Below are 18,750 nucleotides of genomic sequence, written 5' to 3'. Positions count from 1 at the left end.
CACCGAAACGGCGCGGCGGGATGGCACAGTTGGTGCATGTTTCGACTGCCGATGCTGCTGTGCGCGGCGCTGCTGGCCGCCCTGCTGACGCCCGCGCAGGCCGGGGCCGACTTCTCGCCGTGGTTCGCGAACTCGGTCGGTCCGGCCACCCAGGTGCTCGCGGTCACCGGTACCGGTGGCTCCGACGCCAAACTCGACGTGTGGGAGCGGACCGCGGCCGGGTGGCAGCCGGTGGCGGGCGGGGTCGGGATTCCCGCCAAGATCGGGGAAAAAGGCATGTCGCCCAACCATTTCGACGGTTCCATGATGACGCCGAAGGGGATCTACACACTCGACTTCGCGTTCGGCACGCAGCCGAATCCCGGCGGTGGCCTCAAGTACGTCCAGGTGGGGCCCAACCACTGGTGGGACGGCGACATGAAGAGCCCGACCTACAACACCATGCAGGTCTGCGACAAGGAGAACTGCCCGTTCAACACGTCGCTGAGCGCCGGCACCGAGAATCTCGACATCCCGCAGTACGCGCACGCGGTGGTGATGGGTGTCAACAAGGAGCGCATCCCCGGCAAGGGCGGCGCGTTCTTCGTGCACAGCACCGACGGGGGAGCCACTGCGGGCTGCGTCGCGATTGACGACGCCACGTTGGTGACGATCATGCGCTGGCTGCGGCCAGGCGCCATGATCGCCATCACCGAGTGAGGATCAGATGTTGATCGCGCGCCCGGCCTTGACCTTGAACTCCAGCGCATCGAGTTTCATCGAGGCGTCGTAGGTGCGGTCGTAGCCGGTCTCGCAGATGCGCCAGCCGTCCGGGGTGCGGCGGTAGCGGTCGTGATAGAAACCCGCACCGATCAGCATGAAGTTGAAGTCCGGCGCGATCACCCGGTCCTGCAGGTACCAGATGGCCTCCGCCTCGTCGCCGTCGACGGTGATCTCGGGGTGGGTGCACCGGTGCTCGGTGATGATCTCCGGGCCCAGCGAGTTACGCATGAAATTGACCAGGTCGTCGCGGTTGGTGAAGTGGTGTTCTTCACCGATGGACTCGCCGTACCGGCCGATGACGTCCTCGGTCAGAGTGTCGGCGAAGTCGTCCCAGTGCTTGGTGTCCAGGGCGCGGAGGTAGCGATACTTGACCTGCTTGATGTCATCGATGTCACTCATGGGCGCCATTGCAGCACACACCAGAACCGTTGCGTGGCTCCGGTCGCGAAATCGTCTAGGGTGGCCTGAATCATGAGCGATGCGTTGGGGTTGTCCATCGGAACCACCAACCTCGCGGCGGCCACTGTCGGCAGGCAGCCGGTGATCCGGCGGTCGGTGCTCACCCTGTATGGACATTCGGCTCCCGAGGTCGGTGAGCCCGCTGGGAAAACCGGCGCCGTGGTGCTGTCCGGGTTCGTCGAACGCGTCGGGGATCCGGTACCTCTGGTGGCCGCCGACGGGAACACCTATCCGGCCGCGCAGCTGGTCGTCGAGGCGTTGGAGTCGATGGCCGCGCTTGCCGGCGCGCAGGCCCCCTCCGACGTGGCGATCTCCGTGCCGTCGTACTGGTCCCCGGCGACGACGGCCGCGCTCGCCGACACGTTGGAAGCCAGCGCCATCCTCTCCCCGGGCGGATCGCGCCCGAGGCTGATACCGGACTCCGAGGCGGCCCTGACCGCGCTGAACGCCAACCCGGGTCTGGACCGTCGCGGTGTGGCCGTGCTGCTGGACTTCGGCGGCGGGGGAACCAGCATCACGCTGGTCGACGCCGCCTCGGCGTTCACCGCGATCGGCGGTACCCAGCGGTACGCCGAGTTCGCCGGCGACCAGATCGACCAGGCGGTCCTCGGCCATGTGCTCGACGGTGTGGGCGGCGGGGTCGACCCCGCCCAGACCGCCGCGGTCGGGTCACTGGCCGCGCTGCGCGAGCAGTGCCGCGCCGCCAAGGAACGTCTGTCCGTGCAGACGGCGACCGAGGTGACGGCGGATCTGCCCGGCTATCGCGGCGAGATCCGTTTGACGCGAGCCGAATTGGAAGAGCTGATGGCCCGCCCGCTCGACGGTGTCTTCGTCGCGCTCGAAGAGGCGCTGGCGCGCAACAGCATCGGCTGGAGCAGCATCTCCTCGGTGGCGTTGGTCGGCGGTGGCGCCGCCATCCCGCTTATCGCACAGCAGGTTTCGCAGCGCCTGCGGGTGCCGGTGGTCACGACGCCCCAGCCGGCGCTGGACGCCGCCGTCGGCGCGGCGCTGTTCGCCGGCTATGGCCGCGGTGCCGAGACGGCGACCGTCGCCGCGCCCGAGGCGGACAGCACGTACGCGCTGGCCTGGTCGCAGGACGACTCGCCCGTCGACGACGTCGTCCCGTACACCGGCGAGATCCCCGAGGAGCGACCCAACCCCTATGCGTTGTCGGGGGCGTACGAGACGGAGGTCGTCGTCCCGTACGACGACCGTGACCATGATGCCGGGGCCGGGCCGCGATTCCCGCTGTCGGTGATCGGAGTGGTGGCCGCGCTGGCCCTGCTCGCGGTCGGCGGGGCTGCGATTGCGCTGACCAGCGTCGACAGCTCGGATCCGACCACGCCGACACCGGGAAACGTGCCGCTGAGCAGCGCGCTGGTGCCGTCGGAGGCGCCCCCTGCGGCCGAGACCGTCACCGTCTCCCAGCAGACCGTGCAGCCGCCGCCGCAGACGACCATTGCTCCGCCCGTCGTCACCACCCCGCCGACGATGGTGCCGACCACGACCACCACGACGACGACGTCGCCGACGACCACCACGACAACCACGACAACCACGACAACGACAACGACGACAACGACGACAACCCCGCCGACTACCACCACGACTCAGCCGCCGACCACGACGGAGCCGCCGACCACGACGGAGCCGCCGCCGACCACGACGCAGCAGCCGCGGACCACCGCGATGACCACCACCTATCTGGAGGTGCCGTTCGTTCCGGTCCCCATCCCGATCCCGGTCCCCGACACCCCCTGACCGGCGGATTCACGCCGACCTTCACGGTTGTCGGGGCAAGAAATAGGGATTTCCCCGATTCCTCCCCGGGTTCCCCGCGCCTAATGTTGGCAGTGTCGGTTCGATCGGCTGCGGAGGGGACAGCCGATCGGGCCGATTTCTTCTGTCAGGCCGTGCTGCGCGGATGGTGGCAGGCCGCCGCGTGCCCCGGGCCGTAGTCGCTCATCGCCGGCTCGTCGGAGGCGCACACCTCGGAGGCCCAGGGGCAGCGGGTGTGGAACCGGCACCCCGCAGGGGGGTTGCTCGGACTCGGAACGTCGCCCTCGAGGACCACCCTCTCGCGGGCCTCGTTGCGCCGGGGATCGGGGATGGGCACCGCCGACAGCAGCGCATTCGAGTACGGGTGGATGGGCCGGTCGTACAGGTCGTCGGTTCCGGAGTCCTCGACGACCTTGCCCAGGTACATCACCGCGACGCGGTCGGACACATGCCGCACCACCCCGAGGTCGTGCGCGACGAACAGATAGGACAACCCGAACTCGTCCTGCAGGTCCTTGAGCAGGTTGACGATCTGCGCCTGCACCGACACGTCGAGCGCCGACACCGGCTCGTCGGCCACGATCAGCTTCGGCCGCAGCGCGAGAGCCCGGGCGATTCCGATGCGTTGCCGCTGCCCACCGGAGAACTCGTGCGGATAGCGGTTGTAGTGCTCGGGGCGCAGGCCGACCCGGTCCAGCAGATCCTGCACCCGCCGTTTCAGGTCCGCGCCGCTCGCCAACCCGTGCAGGTCCATCGGGTCGCCGATGATCTGTCCGATGCGTTTGCGCGGGTTCAGCGACGAGAACGGATCCTGGAAGATCATCTGCATCTGGCGGCGCAGCGGGCGCAACTCGCGTCCGGACATGCCGACCAGTTCCTGGCCCATGAACTTCACCGACCCCGAGGTCGGCGGCGTCAGCTGCAGGATGGCCCGGCACAGCGTCGACTTGCCGCACCCGGATTCGCCGACCAGGCCCAGGGTCTCGCCTTCGCCGAGGGTCAGGCTGACGCCGTCGACCGCGCGGACGCGGCCCACCTCGCGCTCGATGACGATGCCGGACTTGATCGGGAAGTGCTTGACGAGGTCACTCACCTCGAGCAGCGGGGTCACGGTCGCACCTCGGCCTTCACGTCGCCACCCAGCCAGCAGCGGTCCAGGTGGGTGCCACCGTCGTGGTCCAGCGGCGGCGGCTGATCGCACCGGCCGAATTGGAAAGCGCAGCGCGGAGCGAACCGGCAACCCGACGGCGGATCCAGCAGAGACGGTGGCGCACCGGCGATCTGGGCGAGCCGTCCGGTGCGCGGCCGGTCCAGCCGGGCCAGCGAGCCCAGCAGACCCCAGGTGTAGGGGTGCTGCGGGCTGTAGAAGATGTCGTCGACGGTGCCGTCCTCCACGATCTGCCCCGCGTACATCACCACCACCCGGTCGGCGACTTCGGCGACGACGCCGAGATCGTGGGTGATCAACACGACGGCCAGCTCCCGCTCGCGGTTCAGGTCGGCGAGCAGGCGCAGGATCTGCGCCTGCACCGTCACGTCCAGCGCGGTCGTCGGCTCGTCGGCGATCAGCACCGCCGGCTCCAGTGCCAGCGCCATCGCGATCATGACCCGCTGGCGCATGCCACCGGAGAACTCGTGCGGGTAACTACGCACGCGCGCTTGCGGATTCGGGATGCCCACGGAGGTGAGCAACTCAACCGTACGCTCCCGGGCCTCCTTCTTGGACACGTCGCGGTGCGCCCGGATCATCTCGACGATCTGGTCACCCACCCGGTACACGGGGTTCAGCGACGACATCGGATCCTGGAACACCATCGCGATCTCCTCGCCGCGGATGTCGCGCAGCGCATCGTCGCCGAGTCCGGTGAGTTCCCTGCCCCGGTAGGTCACCGACCCGGAGATCCGGGTGTTGGGCGACCGGGTCAGCCCGGTCAGGGTCTGGGCGGTGACGCTTTTGCCGCAACCGGATTCGCCGACAACGGCCAGGACCTCGCCGGGCGCCAGGTCGAACGACACCCCGTCGACCGCCTGCAGGACACCGTCCTCGGTGGCGAAGCTGACGCGCAGGTCGTCGACCCGCAGCAGTGGCTCCCGCGTCATGCCGGCGCCGCCTCTCCCAGCCGGATCCGGGGATCCAACACCGCGTAGGCGACGTCGACCACGGTGTTGAACAACACGATGAAGAACGCCCCGAACATGGTGACCGCCATCAGCGGCGGAAGGTCGAGGCTGCGGATCGCCTCACCGGCGTACAGCCCGACACCGGGCAGGTTGTAGACCGTTTCGGTGAGGATCGCTCCACCGCCGACGACCATCCCGAAATCCAGGCCGAACAGCGTGACGATCGGAATCATCGAGTTGCGCAACACATGCCGGATCCGCACCTGACGTTCACTGAGGCCCTTGGCCCTTGCGGTGCGCACGTAGTCCTCGTTCATCGCGTCCAGCATGTTGGACCGCAGCACCCGGCTGTAGAAACCGATGAACAGCACCGCCAGCGTGAACCACGGCAGCACAAGGTGATACGCCCAGTCCAGCGGATCCTCGGTGAGGTCCACATAGCTGCCGGTCGGAAACAGCTGCACCTTGAAGCTCAGGAAATAGAGCAGGATCGCGGCCAGCCAGAACACCGGCATCGAGATCCCGACCAGCGACAGCACCGTCAGCGCGCGGTCGGCGAACCGGCCCGCATGCACCGCGCTCAGGTAACCGAACAGCACCGCCAGCGACATCCAGATCACCGCCGCGCCGATACACAACGAGAAGGTGGCGGGTAGACCCTCCCAGATCTGTTCCACCACATTGCGGTTGCTGGCATACGAGGTCAGCTGGCCGGTGAAGATCTGCTTCATCATCGTCACGTACTGGACCGGCAGTGGCTGGTCGAGGCCGAGGTCGGCGTTGACCCGGGCGATCAGGTCCGGGTCGGCGTTCTTGCCGGCGATGCGCGCCGCCGGATCCGAGTTCGGGACCACGTTGAAGATCAGGAACACGATGACCGAGATCGCGAACAGCACCGCGACCATGCCCAGCAGCCGCCTGGCGATGAACCGCGCCATCAGTGCCGGCCCGCATCGTTGGCTTCAATCCTGATCCGGGCCTTCGGATCCAGTGCGTCGCGCAGCCCGTCTCCGAACACGTTGAGCGACAACACCGTCACCACGATCATCAGGCCGGGAACGATGGTCAGGTGCGGCGCCGTGTAGATCATCTGGTAGCCGTCGGCGATCATCGTGCCCCACGAGGCGTTCGGCGGCCGCACCCCGGCCCCGAGGAAGGACAGCGCCGACTCCAGCAGCATGTTGTTGGCGATGTTCAACGTGAAGAACACGATGATCGTCGAGACGATGTTGGGCAGCAGCTCGCCGACCATGATGCGCAGCGGCCCCATGCCCTGGGCCACGGCGGCCTCGACGAACTCCTTCTCGCGCAGCGCCAGGATCTCACCGCGCAGCGGGCGCGCCATGTACGGCACGTACACCAGGCCGATGATCAGGATCGGGATCCAGATCGAATCCCCGGCAATGGCGATGACTCCCAGCTTCAGACCGCCGATCGCCAGCGCGGTGCCCAACGCGATACCCAACAGCAGCACAGGGAACGCCCAGATGACGTCGAGCACCCGCGACAGCACCGCGTCGATCCAGCCGCGGTAGTAGCCGGCCAGCAGCGCGACGACGACAGCCAGGACGGTGGTGACGGCCGCGGCGGCCAGGCCGATGTAGATCGAGGTGCGGCCACCGTAGAGCAGCCGCACCATCACGTCGCGGCCGTTCTGATCGGCGCCGAGCAGGTACCGGCCCCGCAGACCGGGTCCCAGCGGGGTGCCGTCGGGCGCCACGATGTCGGTCTCGACGCCGTCGATGAGAACGGTGTCGGTGATGTGGTTGTCGTTCGGTCCGGTGTGGGCCACATAATCCGCCCACAGCGGTGCCGCCAGGCACACCGCGACGATCAGCACGAACAACAGTCCGCATCCGAGCGCGACCTTGTTGCGGCGCAGCCGAAGCCACGCCAGATACCACGGGTTGCGGCCCTGGACCTGGGATTCGGGCACCCCGGGGGGTGCCTCGGGGACGGCGACCACTACTTCAGCGCGAACGAGGTGAAATCCTGCTTGAACAGCAGATGATGATACGACTTGTCGAAGTCCATCCGCTCCGACAGGAACGTGGTGAACTGCTCGTTGCCGTACGGGGCCCACACCGCCTGCTCCATGTAGGCCCGGTCCAAGTCGGCGTACTGCTGTTCGACACCCTCGTCGGTGATCTGCTTGGTGACCAGTTCGTCCATCTTGGCGTTGTTCTCCGCGATGTTGGCGCGGGACAGGTTGTTCCCGTTGGTCGGCAGGATGCTGTCACCGTGCAGCAGCGGACGGAAGAAGTCGTCGGGATGCGGGAAATCCTGGAACCAGTCGGCGAAGCCGGTGTCCACGTCCGGGGTGGACTGGTTGCCCACCGTCGTCCAGTACACGTCGCCCGCAATCACTTTCAGCGTGGCATTGAAACCGAGCTGGGTGAGCAGGTCGTGGTAGTACTCACCGATGCGCTTGCGGTCCGGCTCGTCGTCGGTCCACACCGTGATGTCGCGGTCGGCCGGATTCGCCTCGGCGATCAGCGCTCTGGCCTTGTCCATGTCCGGCCCCGGATACAGCTTGTATTCCTGGTAGCCCGGCATGCCCGGTGGCAGAACCTGCTGAGTCGGGTGCAGCCGGCCGCCGAAGATCCGGTTCAGCGCCTCGGGGTCGATGGCGTAGTTGATCGCCTGTCGCACCCTGACGTCGTTGAAGGGGGCCCGCTCGGTGTTCATGAACATGTAGTAGGTGTTGATCGAGTCCTCCATCCGGAACCGGTCGGAGTAGCGGCTCTTCACCTCCTGCAGCCGGTCCGATGGCACCGGGTCCATCATGAAATCGACCTTGTTCTGCATGATGTCGGTCACCTGCGCGCTCTGGTTCTTGTTCTCGATGAGGGTGATCTTGTCCACCCCGGCGTCGGCGACCTCGTCGGCGCCCGCGTCCTTGACGGTCTGGAACTGCGGATTGCGTTCCATCGTCAGCGTGCGCGGGGCGTCGACCGTGGTGAACATGAACGGTCCGCTCGCCGGTGGCGGGTTGTTCGTCGCGTCGGCGTCCAGTGGCGTGCTCTGCGGGATCGGCGCGGCGAACATCAGCCCCAGCAGATTGTCGAAAGTGCCGTTGGGCTCGGTCAATTGGATGGTGATGTCGCCGGTCGCGTCATCGGTGGTGATGCCGGTGATCGTGTCGGCGGCACCGTCGGCGTACTCCGTGGCGCCGGCGATGACGTTGTAGAAGACCGAGCCGCCCGAATCCGTCTTGAACAGGCGCTGAATCGCGTACGTGAAGTCGGACGCCTTGATCGGGGTGCCGTCCGAGTACTTCATGTTCGGCCGCAGTTTGAGCTTGTAGGTCTTCCCGTCCGGGGAGATGTCCGGCAGCGCCTCGGCCAGGGCCGGGACCACCTCGGTGCCCTCCTTGCCCCTGGCGTGCCTGTAGGTCAGCAGCGGGGTGTAGACGTTCCACAGCACCTCCCAGCCCTCCACGGTGTAGGACAGCTGCGGGTCGATGTAGTCGGGGAACGACGTTGCGTTCACGGTGATGTCACCGCCGCTGCCCCCGCCGCCGCCGGAACTGTCGTCGCTGCCGCAGGCCGCCACTCCGAAAGCGGCCAGCGATGCGACGCAGGCGATGATCAGTGCTCGGCGAAATATGTGCATGTGTGGTTCCCCTGCTGTTATCGGCGAGTTCCCGTAAGCCTCTACGGTCTTCTCCGGTCCGGTAAGCATTTTGGAGGAAATTTTCCGTCCGGCAACTCGAGATTCACAGGTTCCTTCCAGCCTGCAACCTCCTGATCGCTCCGAGTCCCGGACGAAAACGCAGGCAGCGCCAGTGTTTTCGCGCACGTCAAATTGCCTTGGCGCAACCTCGACAAGAATGTGTCCATGCCAGTCGAACAGAACACCAAGGTCGCGATCGTCGGCATGGGAAGCGTGGGCACCGCGATCGCCTACGCGTGCCTGATCCGGGGATCGGCCGGAGCGCTCGCGCTGTACGACGTCAACTCCACCAAGGTGCGCGCCGAGGTGCTCGATCTCAAGCACGGCAGTCAGTTCGTCCCGCACTGCCGGATCTCCGGATCCGACGACATCGCGGTCACCGCCGGGTCTGCGGTCGTCATCGTGACAGCGGGCGCGAAGCAGAAACCCGGGCAGAGTCGCCTGGAGCTGGCCGCGGCCAACGTCGCGATGGCGCAGACGCTGACCCCTCAGCTGCTCGCACACTCACCCGAGGCCGTCGTCATCTTCGTCACCAACCCCGTCGACGTCGTGACGTTCGCCGCCACCCGGTCGGTCGACGCCGCCCCGGGCCACGTGTTCGGGTCCGGAACAGTGTTGGACTCCAGCAGGTTTCGCTACCTGATCGCCCAGCAGGCCGACCTGGCGGTGGGCAACGTGCACGGCTTGATCGTCGGCGAGCACGGCGATTCGGAGATCTCGCTGTGGTCGAGTGTGTCGGTCGGGGGTGTGCCGGCCACGGAGTTCCGTCGCGACGGTGTGCTCGTCTTCGACGAGCAGAACCGGCGCCGCATCTCCACGGACGTGGTCAACGCCGCCTACGAGATCATCGCCGGGAAAGGTGCGACCAACCTGGCCATCGGACTGTCCTCGGCCCGCATCATCGAGGCCGTGCTCGGCGATCAACACCGGGTGCTGCCGGTGTCCACGGTGCAGCAGGGCGCGCACGGCATCTCGGGGGTGGCGCTGTCGCTGCCGACGGTCGTCTCGGCGCACGGCGCGGGTCAGGTGCTGGAAGTGCCACTGTCGGAATCGGAGTCGCAGGGCCTGCAGGCGTCGGCGACCACATTGCGGGCGGCACAGGAGTCGCTAGGTCTGTGACTGCCGTTCGATCCAGCGTCGGCCCATCTTGGCGGCGCGGGCGAGCGCACCGCACTCGCCGAAGTAGGCGGCGACCGCGCCGACGGCGGGCAGCAGCCCCAGATAGCGGAACGGAGCCCGCGGCTGCGGGCGCTTGCCGACCTCGTCACCGATGGCGTCGAAAAGACCGACGAGATTCCACACCGCGCTGACGATGCCCAACGGGTGGTGCGGGATGTCGACAAGACGCCGGTCGGTGCTCGGCTGGTACACGACGACCGAGAGATCCCGGTCGCACAACACCGCTGCCAGCATGCGTACCTGCGGGCGCTGATCGGTCACGCCGAGTTCCCGCGCCACCGCGCACAGCACGATGGCTTGGCTGACGAACCCGAGAAGATCCTGGATCGGCAATCGGCGGGCCAGGATCCCCAGCACGCCGGGAAAGGCGACCGCGACGGTGTTCAATGCACCGACCCGCCACACCCACCAGTGGATCCGGGCGTCGGCGTCCATGTCGTCCCAGGCCGGAGTGCCGGGAAGGTCGGCAGCGTTGAGTGCCCAGCCCACACCGTCGTCACGTCGCTTCAGGCCGAGCGGATCCGTCCCCCACAGCACGTCGAGCAGCGGGTTGATGATGGCCACCGCGGCGGCCAGCGTCGCGTCGACGCCGGCATCGGTGATCTGCACGTCGGGTGTCGGCAGCATGCCGGGCAGCGGGCTCACCGTCTTCTCATGTCCTGCCGACCCCATCCCCAAACGTCAGAACTTCAGGTAGCCGCCGTCGAGGCGCAGCACATCACCGGTGTGGTAGGCGCTGGCCGGGCCGGCCAGATACACCGCGATACCGCCGACGTCCTCGGCGGCGCCCCACCGGCGCACCGGCACGCGCGGCAGCACACGTGCCCTGAACCGCTCGTCGGCCATACCGTCCGCGGTCATCTCGGTGGCGAACCATCCCGGCTGGATGGTGTTGGCGCGGATGCCGTATCTGGCGAACTCGACGGCCAGGCTGTCCATCAGCGAGGTCACCCCCGCCTTCGACGCCGCGTAGGCCGGTTGCCGCGGCATGCCCTGCACAGCGCCCAGGCTTGAGACCCCGACCAGGCTGCCGCCCCGCCCCGCCCCGATCATCTGGCGCGCCGCCTCACGCAACGTGACGAACACACCGTCGAGGTCGACACGGGTGACCTCGCGGAACTCGGCCAGCGACGTGTCCAGCGTCGGGGTGAACCTGCCGCGCACCCCGGCATTGGCGAAACATGAATCAAGCCAACCGAATTCACTCCGGATTCGGGCCATGGCGTCGGTCACCGCCTGCTCGTCGGTGACGTCGCACACCACGGGCAGTACCGGGTTGCCATGGCTGCGCAGCGTGGCCGCGGCCGAATCCAGCCGCTGTGCCGAGCGTCCCAGGATGGCGACCGTGGCCCCGGCCCGGGCCAGCCCCTCGGCCATACCGAGCCCGATACCCGAGCCGCCGCCGGTCACGACGGCCACGTGGCCGGTGAGATCGAACGGGTTGGCGGGCGGGGCGGCGTCGGTCATGGGGTGACCCTACGTGGGCCGCCGTTTCGCGAACTCGGGTGCCCGTTCGGGCCGCACGCCCACACCGACGAGGTACGCCGGAACGAAGGTCAGCCAGGGCGCGCGTTCGATCGCACGCACCAGCGCGGGCGGCGGTCCAGTGACGTCACCGTCCAAAATCGGCCTCAGGAACCGCTTGTCGATCTGGCGCTGCAGCGCCTGCGTCAGCGCGGCGGGAACCACGCGGCGGCGCCGGACAGCGGCCAGGTCGCGCTCGGTCACCGCGCCGCGGCGCAAGGGGTCGGCGAGGAGTCGCGCCGTGGCCACCGCATCCTGGATGGCCACGTTGATGCCGACGCCGCCGGCCGGCGACATGGCATGGGCGGCGTCGCCGATGAACAGCAACCCGTCGGTGTGCCAGCGGCGCAAGCGGTTCAACCGGACGTCGAGATGCTTGACGTCGTCGAGGCTGGTGATCGTCTCGATGGTGGTCGCGGCCTCGGGCAGCAGCGCCAGCACGTCGGCGCGGAACGCGTCAAGGCCGCGGGCCCGCCGCTCGGCGTCGGTCCCCTTCGGGATGAGCATCGCGATCTGCAGGTAGCCCTCCCGTGGGATGACGATCATCGCCTTGCCCGGCGCGATCCGGGGCACCAACGTGTAGATGCTGTCGTCGGCGGGTCGGGGCAACCGGAACCACCACGCGTCGAAACTGACAGGGAACTCCCGCACCTGAAGCCCGGCCAGCCCGCGCAGCACCGATCCACGCCCGTCGCAGCCGACGGTGAGGTCGGCGCGCAACTCGCCCGGCCCGTCGGGGTCCTGGTACCGGACCCCGACGACCCGGCCGCCCTCGCGGATGAGCCCGGTGGCCTCCGTGCACATCCGCAGGGTGAACGTGGGTTCGGCCTCGCCCGCCTCGGCGAGCAGGTTGAGCAGGTCCCACTGCGGCACCATCGCGATATAAGGGTGCGGCTGTCGCAGCCGCCCGAAGTCGACCACCGTGATGGTGCGGCCCGCACCCACGTCGACGGTGGCCCGCTCCAGCCGGCTGTGCGGCAGCGCGGAGAACTTCGGCCACAGTCGGAGTTCGTCGATCAGGCGCAGCGTGGTGGGGTGCACGGTGTCGCCGCGGAAGTCACGTAGGAAGTCGGCGTGCTTCTCCAATACCGTGACCTCGACGCCGGCGCGGGCCAGCAGCAGGCCGAGCACCATGCCCGCCGGTCCGCCGCCGACGACCGCACAGGTGGTCTTTGCGTTCATCTGATCATGGTGACAGCTGCCGGAAGGCCTGCCTAGCTGTTTGCGCATTCAAAAACCGGCGTGCGCGAGGGTTTTTCGCGGTAGATGGCTGATCACCCGGGTATAACGGCACGGACTTTAGCCTCTATTCGCGTCGCCGTCGGTGAGGTGACGATGTCACCGGCGGGCATCGGCGAGGGCGGCGCCATGTTGCAGGAGGTTCGGGTATGTCGACGACACAGATGAGACGCGGCGAGATCGACGCGGTCGTGGACAAGGCCGCGGCCGCGGCCGCGGAATTCCGCAAGCTCGACCAGGCGCAGGTCGACGCGATCGTCGAGGCCATGGTGCGCGCCGGGATCCGCGCAGCTGCCGCCCTGGCACAGGTGGCGATCGAGGAGACCGGCTTCGGGGTGTTCGAGGACAAGGTCGTCAAGAACTATGTGGCGACCGAGTTCCTGCACGACTATCTCCGCGACAAGAAGTCGGTCGGGGTGGTCGAGGAGGACATCGAGAACAACATCGTCCGGGTTGCCGAACCGATCGGCGTCGTGCTGGCGATCACGCCGGTCACCAACCCGACATCGACGGTGCTGTTCAAAGCCATCGTCGCCGCGAAAACCCGCAACGCCATCGTGTTCCGGCCGTCGCCGTACGCGGTGCGGTGCTGTGAACGCAGCGTCGAGATCCTGCGCGAGGCAGCCGAAGCGGCAGGCATGCCGACCGGGGCGCTGCAGGTCATCCCCGACGAGGCCCACGAGGTCACCCACTACCTGTTCGCCCACGACAAGATCGACTTCCTCTGGGTGACCGGGGGACCGAAGATCGTCGCGCTGGCCAATGCGGCCGGCAAACCGGGGCTCTGCGTCGGACCGGGAAACGCCCCCATCTACATTCACAAGACGGCCGACGTCCGGGGGGCCGTCGTCGACATCCTCATCTCGAAAACCTTTGACTCCTCGGTGATTTGCCCCGCCGAGCAGACGTGCGTCATCGACGACGAGATCTATGACGCGATGATCGCCGAGTTCGAACGGATGGGCGCCCGCCTGCTCACGGAGGAGGAGACCTCCGCGATAGCCCGCTTCGCGTTCGGCTGCGGCGACAAGATCGCCCTCGAGGCCCTGGGGCAGAAGGCGCCGGAACTGGCCGCACGGGCCGGCTTCTCGGTGCCGCCGACGGTGAAGGTGCTCCTCGCGGCGCTGCCCGCGGACCTCGAAGAGCTCGCCGCGCACCCGCTGGTGCAGGAGAAGCTGATGCCCGTCCTCGGCGTGGTTCGGGCGCGCAGCGTCGACCATGCCATCGACGTCGCGGTCCTGGTCACCGAGCACGGCGGGTTGGGCCACACATCGGCGGTGTACGCCAACGACCAGGCAGTGGTCGACGCGTACAGCGCTGCGGTGCGCACCGGCCGCATCCTGGTCAACGCGCCCACCGCGGTCGGCGCTCTCGGCGGGGTCTACAACAACCTGACCCCGACCTTCTCGCTGGGCTGCGGCACATGGGGCGGTTCCAGCACGACCGAGAACGTCAACTATCGGCAGCTGCTCAACATCAAGACCGTCGCCCAGCGTCGCACCCCGCCGCAGTGGTTCCGGGTGCCGTCCAACACGTACTTCAATGCCGGTGCGTTGGAGAACCTCCGCGACCTCGACTGCGAGACCGTCGTGATCGTCACCGACGCGGCGAGCGACGAGCGTGGTGTGGTCGACCTGTTACGCGGGAAACTGCGCACCCGCCATGTGCAGGTGTTCAGCGAGGTGCCCCCGGAGCCGGACGAGTCGATGATCCGCCGCGGGGTGCAGCTGCTGGAACGGGTGCAACCCGAGGTGCTCATCGCCGTTGGCGGAGGTTCGGTGCTCGACGCAGGCAAGGCGATGCGGCTGTTCTTCGAACACCCGGAGAAGACGCTCGACGAGTTGACGATGCCGTTCCTCGACCCCCGTAAGCGGGTGGCCGACTATCCGACCGACCGGCACCGTCTTCAATTGGTCGCCGTACCGACGACTTCGGGAACCGGTTCGGAGGTGTCACCCGCGGCGGTGTTGACGGTGCGCGGCAGGAAGCAGACGTTGGTCGACTACAGCCTGGTGCCCGACCTCGCGATCGTCGACCCGGTGCTGACGTCGTCGATGCCACCGGTGCTGACCGCGGACACCGGCATCGACGCGCTGACACATGCACTGGAGGCGGTCGTCTCCATCTTCGCCTCCCCCTACACCGATGCGTTGTGTGCGCAGGCGGCGCGACTGATCTTCGACGCCCTGCCGAGGGCGTACCGCGACCCGGAGGATCTGGCCGCGCGGACCGACATGTCGAACGCGGCGACGCTGGCCGGCCTCGCCTTCTCGAATGCCTTCGTCGGAACCAACCATGCCCTCGCCCATGCCGTCGGCGCGAAGTTCGGTATCGCCCACGGACGGGCGAACGCGATATTTCTGCCGCATGTGTTGCGCTACAACGCAAGTCTGCCGAGCAAGTTCATGCCTGCACCCGGGTATTCGGCCTACATCGCACCCGACAAGTACGCCCAGATCGGCCAGCTCATCTTCGGTGGCCACGAACCGGAAGACAGTCGCGGCCGTCTGTTCCTGGGCGTGCAGGACCTGCTCGAACAACTCGACATGCCCGATTCACTCAAGGCGATCGGGGTATCGGAGGACGCGTTCACCGCGGCGCTGCCGGAACTGGCGATGACCGCCTTCGAGGACCTCAGTAACCGGACCAACCCGAGAATGCCTCTCGTCAGCGAGATCTCGGACCTGCTGCGGCTGGGCTACTACGGATCCGAAGCGCCGGGGTGATGGATCTTCTGGAACCGCTCGACGCGGCGATGATCACCGCGGAGGTGCTCTCCGAGCCGCTGCACACCGCGGCGGTGTTGATCCTCTGCCCGCCGGCGGACGCCGGCCCCGGATATGTCGACGAGCTCTACCGGTCGGCGTTGGCCGATACCGCAGAACTCGATCCGAGATTCCGCAGGCACCCGCACGCGGGGCTCGACACCGCGGGCCTGTGGGTGTGGCACACCGACGACATCATCGACATGCGCAAGCATCTGCAGCGCCGAACGCTGCCCGCCGGCGCCGATCACGAAGCGCTGTGGCGGCTGATCAGTGAGCTGCACAGCGAGCCGCTGGAACGATCCCGGCCGATGTGGATGGCGTATCTGATCGACGGGCTGGCCGATGGCCGATTCGTCTACTACATCAAGGTGCACCACACAGTGATCGACGGTGTCGCCGGATTGGCGATGATCGCCGGCGCACTGACCCCCGACCCCGACAAGCGCTCGATGCGGCCCCTGTACGCCCACAAGTCGCCCGCCGGGAACGGCTCCACCTCACGCCGAAGGATTCCCAATCCGCTGTCGCTCGCCCGGGTGGCACTGCGGGGCCTCACCGGGGGGATCGAGACAGCGCGCCAGCTCGCCATCGCCGAAATATCCACTGTGGCAAACAGTCTCGGTTCAGGGACCGCCGCTCTGCCGCTTGAGGCGCCCTACACCAGGTTCAACGGGCGGATCGGACGTGAGCGCAGCTTCGCGGGCGGGAGCTGGCCGAAATCCCGTATCCGTGCCGTCCAGAAGGCGGCAGGGGTGACCGGCAACGATGTGCTGACCACCGTGGTGGCCGGTGTGCTGCGGGAGTGGCTGCTCGCCCGCGACGAGCTACCGAACTCGTCGCTGGTGGCGATCTGTCCGGTGACGGTGCGCGGTCGCGAGCACTCCGCCGAGGACGACGAACACGGAAACCTGTTCGGTCTTCAGCTGTGTCCGTTGGGCACCGACCTGGCCGACCCGCTCGAGCGGCTGGACTACATCCATCGTGCGATGACATGGGCGAAGCATCAGGTGACCGACCGGGGATCGAACGCGACGATGCTGCTTCTCGCGCCGAGTATCGCGGTGACGGTCCTGTCGCCGATCGCGCCGTTGGCGCCGCGGCTACGGCGCGGTTACAACGTGTCGATCTCCAGCGTTCCCGGGCCACAAGCCGAGATGTATTGGAATGGAGCGCATCTCGAAGAGATCTATCCGGTGTCGACCGCCATCGACGGTCAGGCGCTGAACGTGACGATGTGCTCCTACGCCGACCGGGTGACGTTCGGTTATGTCTCCGGCCGCGATGTCGTGCCCGATATCGGGTCGCTCATCCCGCTGACCGAACGCGTGCTCGCCGACCTGGAGGCCGCGGTCGCTGCTCAGAGCTGAGTCTGGTTCGCCGCGGGCTGTCGGGTCCGCGTGATCCATCCCTTCACACCGTTGACCGAAGCCCGGTCCAGCAGCTCCTGGTAGAAATCGGCTGAGACGACGGGGTCGCGGCTGAGTAGGAAGCCGCTGAGGCCGGTGGGGTCGGTGACGACGGCCCACTGGTAGTCGGGGTCCAGGTCGACGATCCAGTAGTTGCCCGGCGGGCGGGCCGACGGGGGACCGAAGAATCGGACGTTGAGCTTGTTGTTGGTGGGATCGACCGGCAGTGCGGACCCGACGATGGATGACTCGGGCCCGTTGTTGAAAAAGTAGTTGCCCGAGTTCTCGACCTTGATCGACGCGTCGGGATTGAGGCTGTAAACGGCTTTCGTGTTGACCAGGCCGATCGAGAAGAACTGTTTGACACTGCCGACCTCGTACCAGGTGCCCAGATAGCGGTCGACGTCGACCACCCGTGGGGGAGCGAGCACGATCGCGGCGGTGTCGCCCATGACGATGTACTGGTCGGGGTCGCCGTAGATGCCGGTGCCGTCGCTGGGCCCCAGACCCTGGTACATGTCGTTGATCCAGCCGGTGGCCAGCGTGTAGACGGCGGCGGTGTTTCCTGGCGGGGAGAACCCCGCCACCAGTTGCGCGAAGAAGTCGAACAGCGCGTTCCCGCCGATCAGCGCGTCGGCGTGGGAGCCTCCGGCCAGGGTCACGCCGACGAACTGACCCGGGCGGGCCGCCACGAGTTCCTTGGTCGACGCTCCGGACGAGTTCCACGGCTGGGGCGGTGCGGCGATCTGATAGACCGGGATGAAGGGGTCATCCAGCTTGGCCAGGGACTTCGTCAGCACCCCGCCGAACGAGAAGCCGTCGAACATCATCACGCCGCGCAGGCTGCCGTTGTTGCCGGGGTCCTCCGTGTAGTAGCCGCCGACTGCCGTGGCGAACCCTCCGCCCGCGGATTGGCCGGACATCACGAAATCCTGCGGCAGAGTGCCCAGATAGCCGGCCGTGTTCGCGCTGGCGTTCAGCGACGTCCGGTCGCCGAGGAACATGGCCGCGACGGCCTCCTGCATCGGTACGCCGTTGATCCAGCAGCCGGCGCAGGCGAGTGGGAACGACGACAGATTCGGGGCGACGACGATGCTGTTGGTCTGCTGCGACAGCGTCTGTGCCAGCTTGGACAGCGACGCCTTGTTTCCGAGGAAGCCGTGCTGCAGCCAGATCACACCGGTCGCCGCCACCGAACCGTCCGCCTGGGTCGGCAGATACCAGTCCGCGCGGGTCCGGTAATCGTGGGGGCCCACGGGGATGGTCAGCTTGGCGCGGCCGGTCTTGACGCCGGTCACCGGGGCCGGGGCAACGTTCGCGGCCTCTGGGGCGGTGGCCCGGACCGGCTCGGCATCCGCGGCGGCCGGCTGGACCGGAGCCTCGTCCACCACGGTCGAGGCTGACCCCGACCCCGACCCGGATTCCGCGGCGGGCTCCGCCTCTGCGGCGGTGTCGGCTGCGGTCTCGGCTTCTGTGTCGGCGTCGACTTCTTCAGCGGCGTCGGCCTCTTGCGCCGCCTCGTCGTCCGCGTCGCGTACCACGTCGTCGGCAAGCTCGACAGACGCCGGCACCGTCGCGGGATCTGACAAGTCGTCCGCATCGACCCCGTCACCGGCGTTGGGGTCCGGCGTCTCTCCGGTGCCTTGGTCCGGCGCTCCGTGGGAGGAGGCCTCGGATGCATCACGGTCGTCCGACTGGCTGGACGGACCGTCCCCGCCGGAGGTCTCCGTGTCGGCTGCGGCCACCCCGGTTCCCGCCCCGAGCGTGATGCACGCGCCCGCGCCCAGGGTCCACAACCACAGTGCCCAACGTCTTGACGTCACGAGCGCAATGTAACC

General features: G+C 67.6%; 15 protein-coding genes. 5 read left to right on the top strand and 10 right to left on the bottom strand.

All coding sequences use genetic code 11. The features are described 5' to 3' along the window. The first annotated feature begins 36 nt into the window (after positions 1 to 36). Positions 37 to 699 carry a L,D-transpeptidase family protein gene (locus BN976_RS03750; RefSeq protein WP_036368048.1) on the top strand — a complete coding sequence of 221 codons (663 nt, stop codon included), beginning with the start codon at positions 37 to 39 and terminating at the stop codon, positions 697 to 699. A gap of 3 nt (positions 700 to 702) precedes the next feature. On the opposite strand, the gene BN976_RS03745 is transcribed toward BN976_RS03750, so the two are convergent. Then, entirely contained in the window at positions 703 to 1,161 is a 459-nt protein-coding gene (locus tag BN976_RS03745) for a nuclear transport factor 2 family protein (RefSeq protein WP_036368045.1), read from the bottom strand. Between the two features lie 72 nt (positions 1,162 to 1,233). On the opposite strand from BN976_RS03745, the gene BN976_RS03740 reads away from it, so the two are divergent. Further along, positions 1,234 to 2,982 (top strand): Hsp70 family protein, encoded by a 1,749-nt coding sequence (locus tag BN976_RS03740; protein WP_036368042.1) that lies wholly within the window; start codon positions 1,234 to 1,236, stop codon positions 2,980 to 2,982. A 145-nt stretch (positions 2,983 to 3,127) separates the two neighbouring features. Here BN976_RS03740 and BN976_RS03735 read toward each other — a convergent pair whose 3' ends face one another. The 5 genes from BN976_RS03735 to BN976_RS03715 are packed head-to-tail and all read right to left on the bottom strand — an operon-like array spanning position 3,128 to position 8,736. After that, positions 3,128 to 4,111 (bottom strand): ABC transporter ATP-binding protein, encoded by a 984-nt coding sequence (locus tag BN976_RS03735; protein WP_036368040.1) that lies wholly within the window; start codon positions 4,109 to 4,111, stop codon positions 3,128 to 3,130. Further along, positions 4,108 to 5,100 (bottom strand): ABC transporter ATP-binding protein, encoded by a 993-nt coding sequence (locus BN976_RS03730; protein WP_036368036.1) that lies wholly within the window; start codon positions 5,098 to 5,100, stop codon positions 4,108 to 4,110. The genes BN976_RS03735 and BN976_RS03730 overlap by 4 nt, the downstream gene beginning before the upstream one ends. Beyond that, a complete protein-coding gene (locus BN976_RS03725; protein ID WP_011777756.1) occupies positions 5,097 to 6,059 on the bottom strand; it encodes an ABC transporter permease in 963 nt (320 codons plus the stop codon). The genes BN976_RS03730 and BN976_RS03725 overlap by 4 nt, the downstream gene beginning before the upstream one ends. Continuing rightward, positions 6,059 to 7,087, bottom strand: a complete 1,029-nt coding sequence (locus BN976_RS03720; protein ID WP_011777757.1) for an ABC transporter permease — start codon at positions 7,085 to 7,087, stop codon at positions 6,059 to 6,061. The genes BN976_RS03725 and BN976_RS03720 overlap by 1 nt, the downstream gene beginning before the upstream one ends. Continuing rightward, on the bottom strand, positions 7,087 to 8,736 hold the full coding sequence (locus BN976_RS03715) for an ABC transporter substrate-binding protein (protein ID WP_036368033.1): 1,650 nt from the start codon (positions 8,734 to 8,736) through the stop codon (positions 7,087 to 7,089). Before BN976_RS03715 ends, BN976_RS03720 begins: the two co-directional genes overlap by 1 nt. Before the next feature lie 225 nt (positions 8,737 to 8,961). On the opposite strand from BN976_RS03715, the gene BN976_RS03710 reads away from it, so the two are divergent. Continuing rightward, positions 8,962 to 9,915 carry an L-lactate dehydrogenase gene (locus tag BN976_RS03710; protein ID WP_049778011.1) on the top strand — a complete coding sequence of 318 codons (954 nt, stop codon included), beginning with the start codon at positions 8,962 to 8,964 and terminating at the stop codon, positions 9,913 to 9,915. Here BN976_RS03710 and BN976_RS03705 read toward each other — a convergent pair. The 3 genes from BN976_RS03705 to BN976_RS03695 are packed head-to-tail and all read right to left on the bottom strand — an operon-like array spanning position 9,904 to position 12,681. After that, positions 9,904 to 10,647, bottom strand: coding sequence for a hypothetical protein (locus tag BN976_RS03705; RefSeq protein ID WP_199558883.1), 744 nt, complete (start codon positions 10,645 to 10,647; stop codon positions 9,904 to 9,906). The two genes, BN976_RS03710 and BN976_RS03705, sit on opposite strands and share 12 nt — an antisense overlap. A gap of 9 nt (positions 10,648 to 10,656) precedes the next feature. After that, positions 10,657 to 11,442: an SDR family NAD(P)-dependent oxidoreductase gene (locus BN976_RS03700; RefSeq protein ID WP_036368028.1), complete on the bottom strand. Its 786-nt coding sequence runs from the start codon at positions 11,440 to 11,442 to the stop codon at positions 10,657 to 10,659. A 9-nt stretch (positions 11,443 to 11,451) separates the two neighbouring features. After that, positions 11,452 to 12,681: an FAD-dependent oxidoreductase gene (locus tag BN976_RS03695; protein WP_036368023.1), complete on the bottom strand. Its 1,230-nt coding sequence runs from the start codon at positions 12,679 to 12,681 to the stop codon at positions 11,452 to 11,454. A gap of 206 nt (positions 12,682 to 12,887) precedes the next feature. Here BN976_RS03695 and adhE point away from each other — a divergent pair, with 206 nt between their 5' ends. Then, positions 12,888 to 15,464 carry a bifunctional acetaldehyde-CoA/alcohol dehydrogenase gene (gene adhE / locus BN976_RS03690; RefSeq protein ID WP_036368022.1) on the top strand — a complete coding sequence of 859 codons (2,577 nt, stop codon included), beginning with the start codon at positions 12,888 to 12,890 and terminating at the stop codon, positions 15,462 to 15,464. After that, positions 15,464 to 16,873, top strand: a complete 1,410-nt coding sequence (locus tag BN976_RS03685) for a wax ester/triacylglycerol synthase family O-acyltransferase (protein WP_036368018.1) — start codon at positions 15,464 to 15,466, stop codon at positions 16,871 to 16,873. Before adhE ends, BN976_RS03685 begins: the two co-directional genes overlap by 1 nt. Here BN976_RS03685 and BN976_RS03680 read toward each other — a convergent pair. Continuing rightward, positions 16,864 to 18,735: a lipocalin family protein gene (locus BN976_RS03680; protein ID WP_036368016.1), complete on the bottom strand. Its 1,872-nt coding sequence runs from the start codon at positions 18,733 to 18,735 to the stop codon at positions 16,864 to 16,866. The two genes, BN976_RS03685 and BN976_RS03680, sit on opposite strands and share 10 nt — an antisense overlap. Positions 18,736 to 18,750: the final 15 nt, after the last annotated feature.

This window comes from Mycolicibacterium austroafricanum, assembly GCF_000612725.1.
Lineage (GTDB): Bacteria > Actinomycetota > Actinomycetes > Mycobacteriales > Mycobacteriaceae > Mycobacterium > Mycobacterium austroafricanum.
The sequence above is the reverse complement of the archived record's forward strand: the minus strand, read 5'-3'. Positions and strand labels throughout refer to the sequence as shown.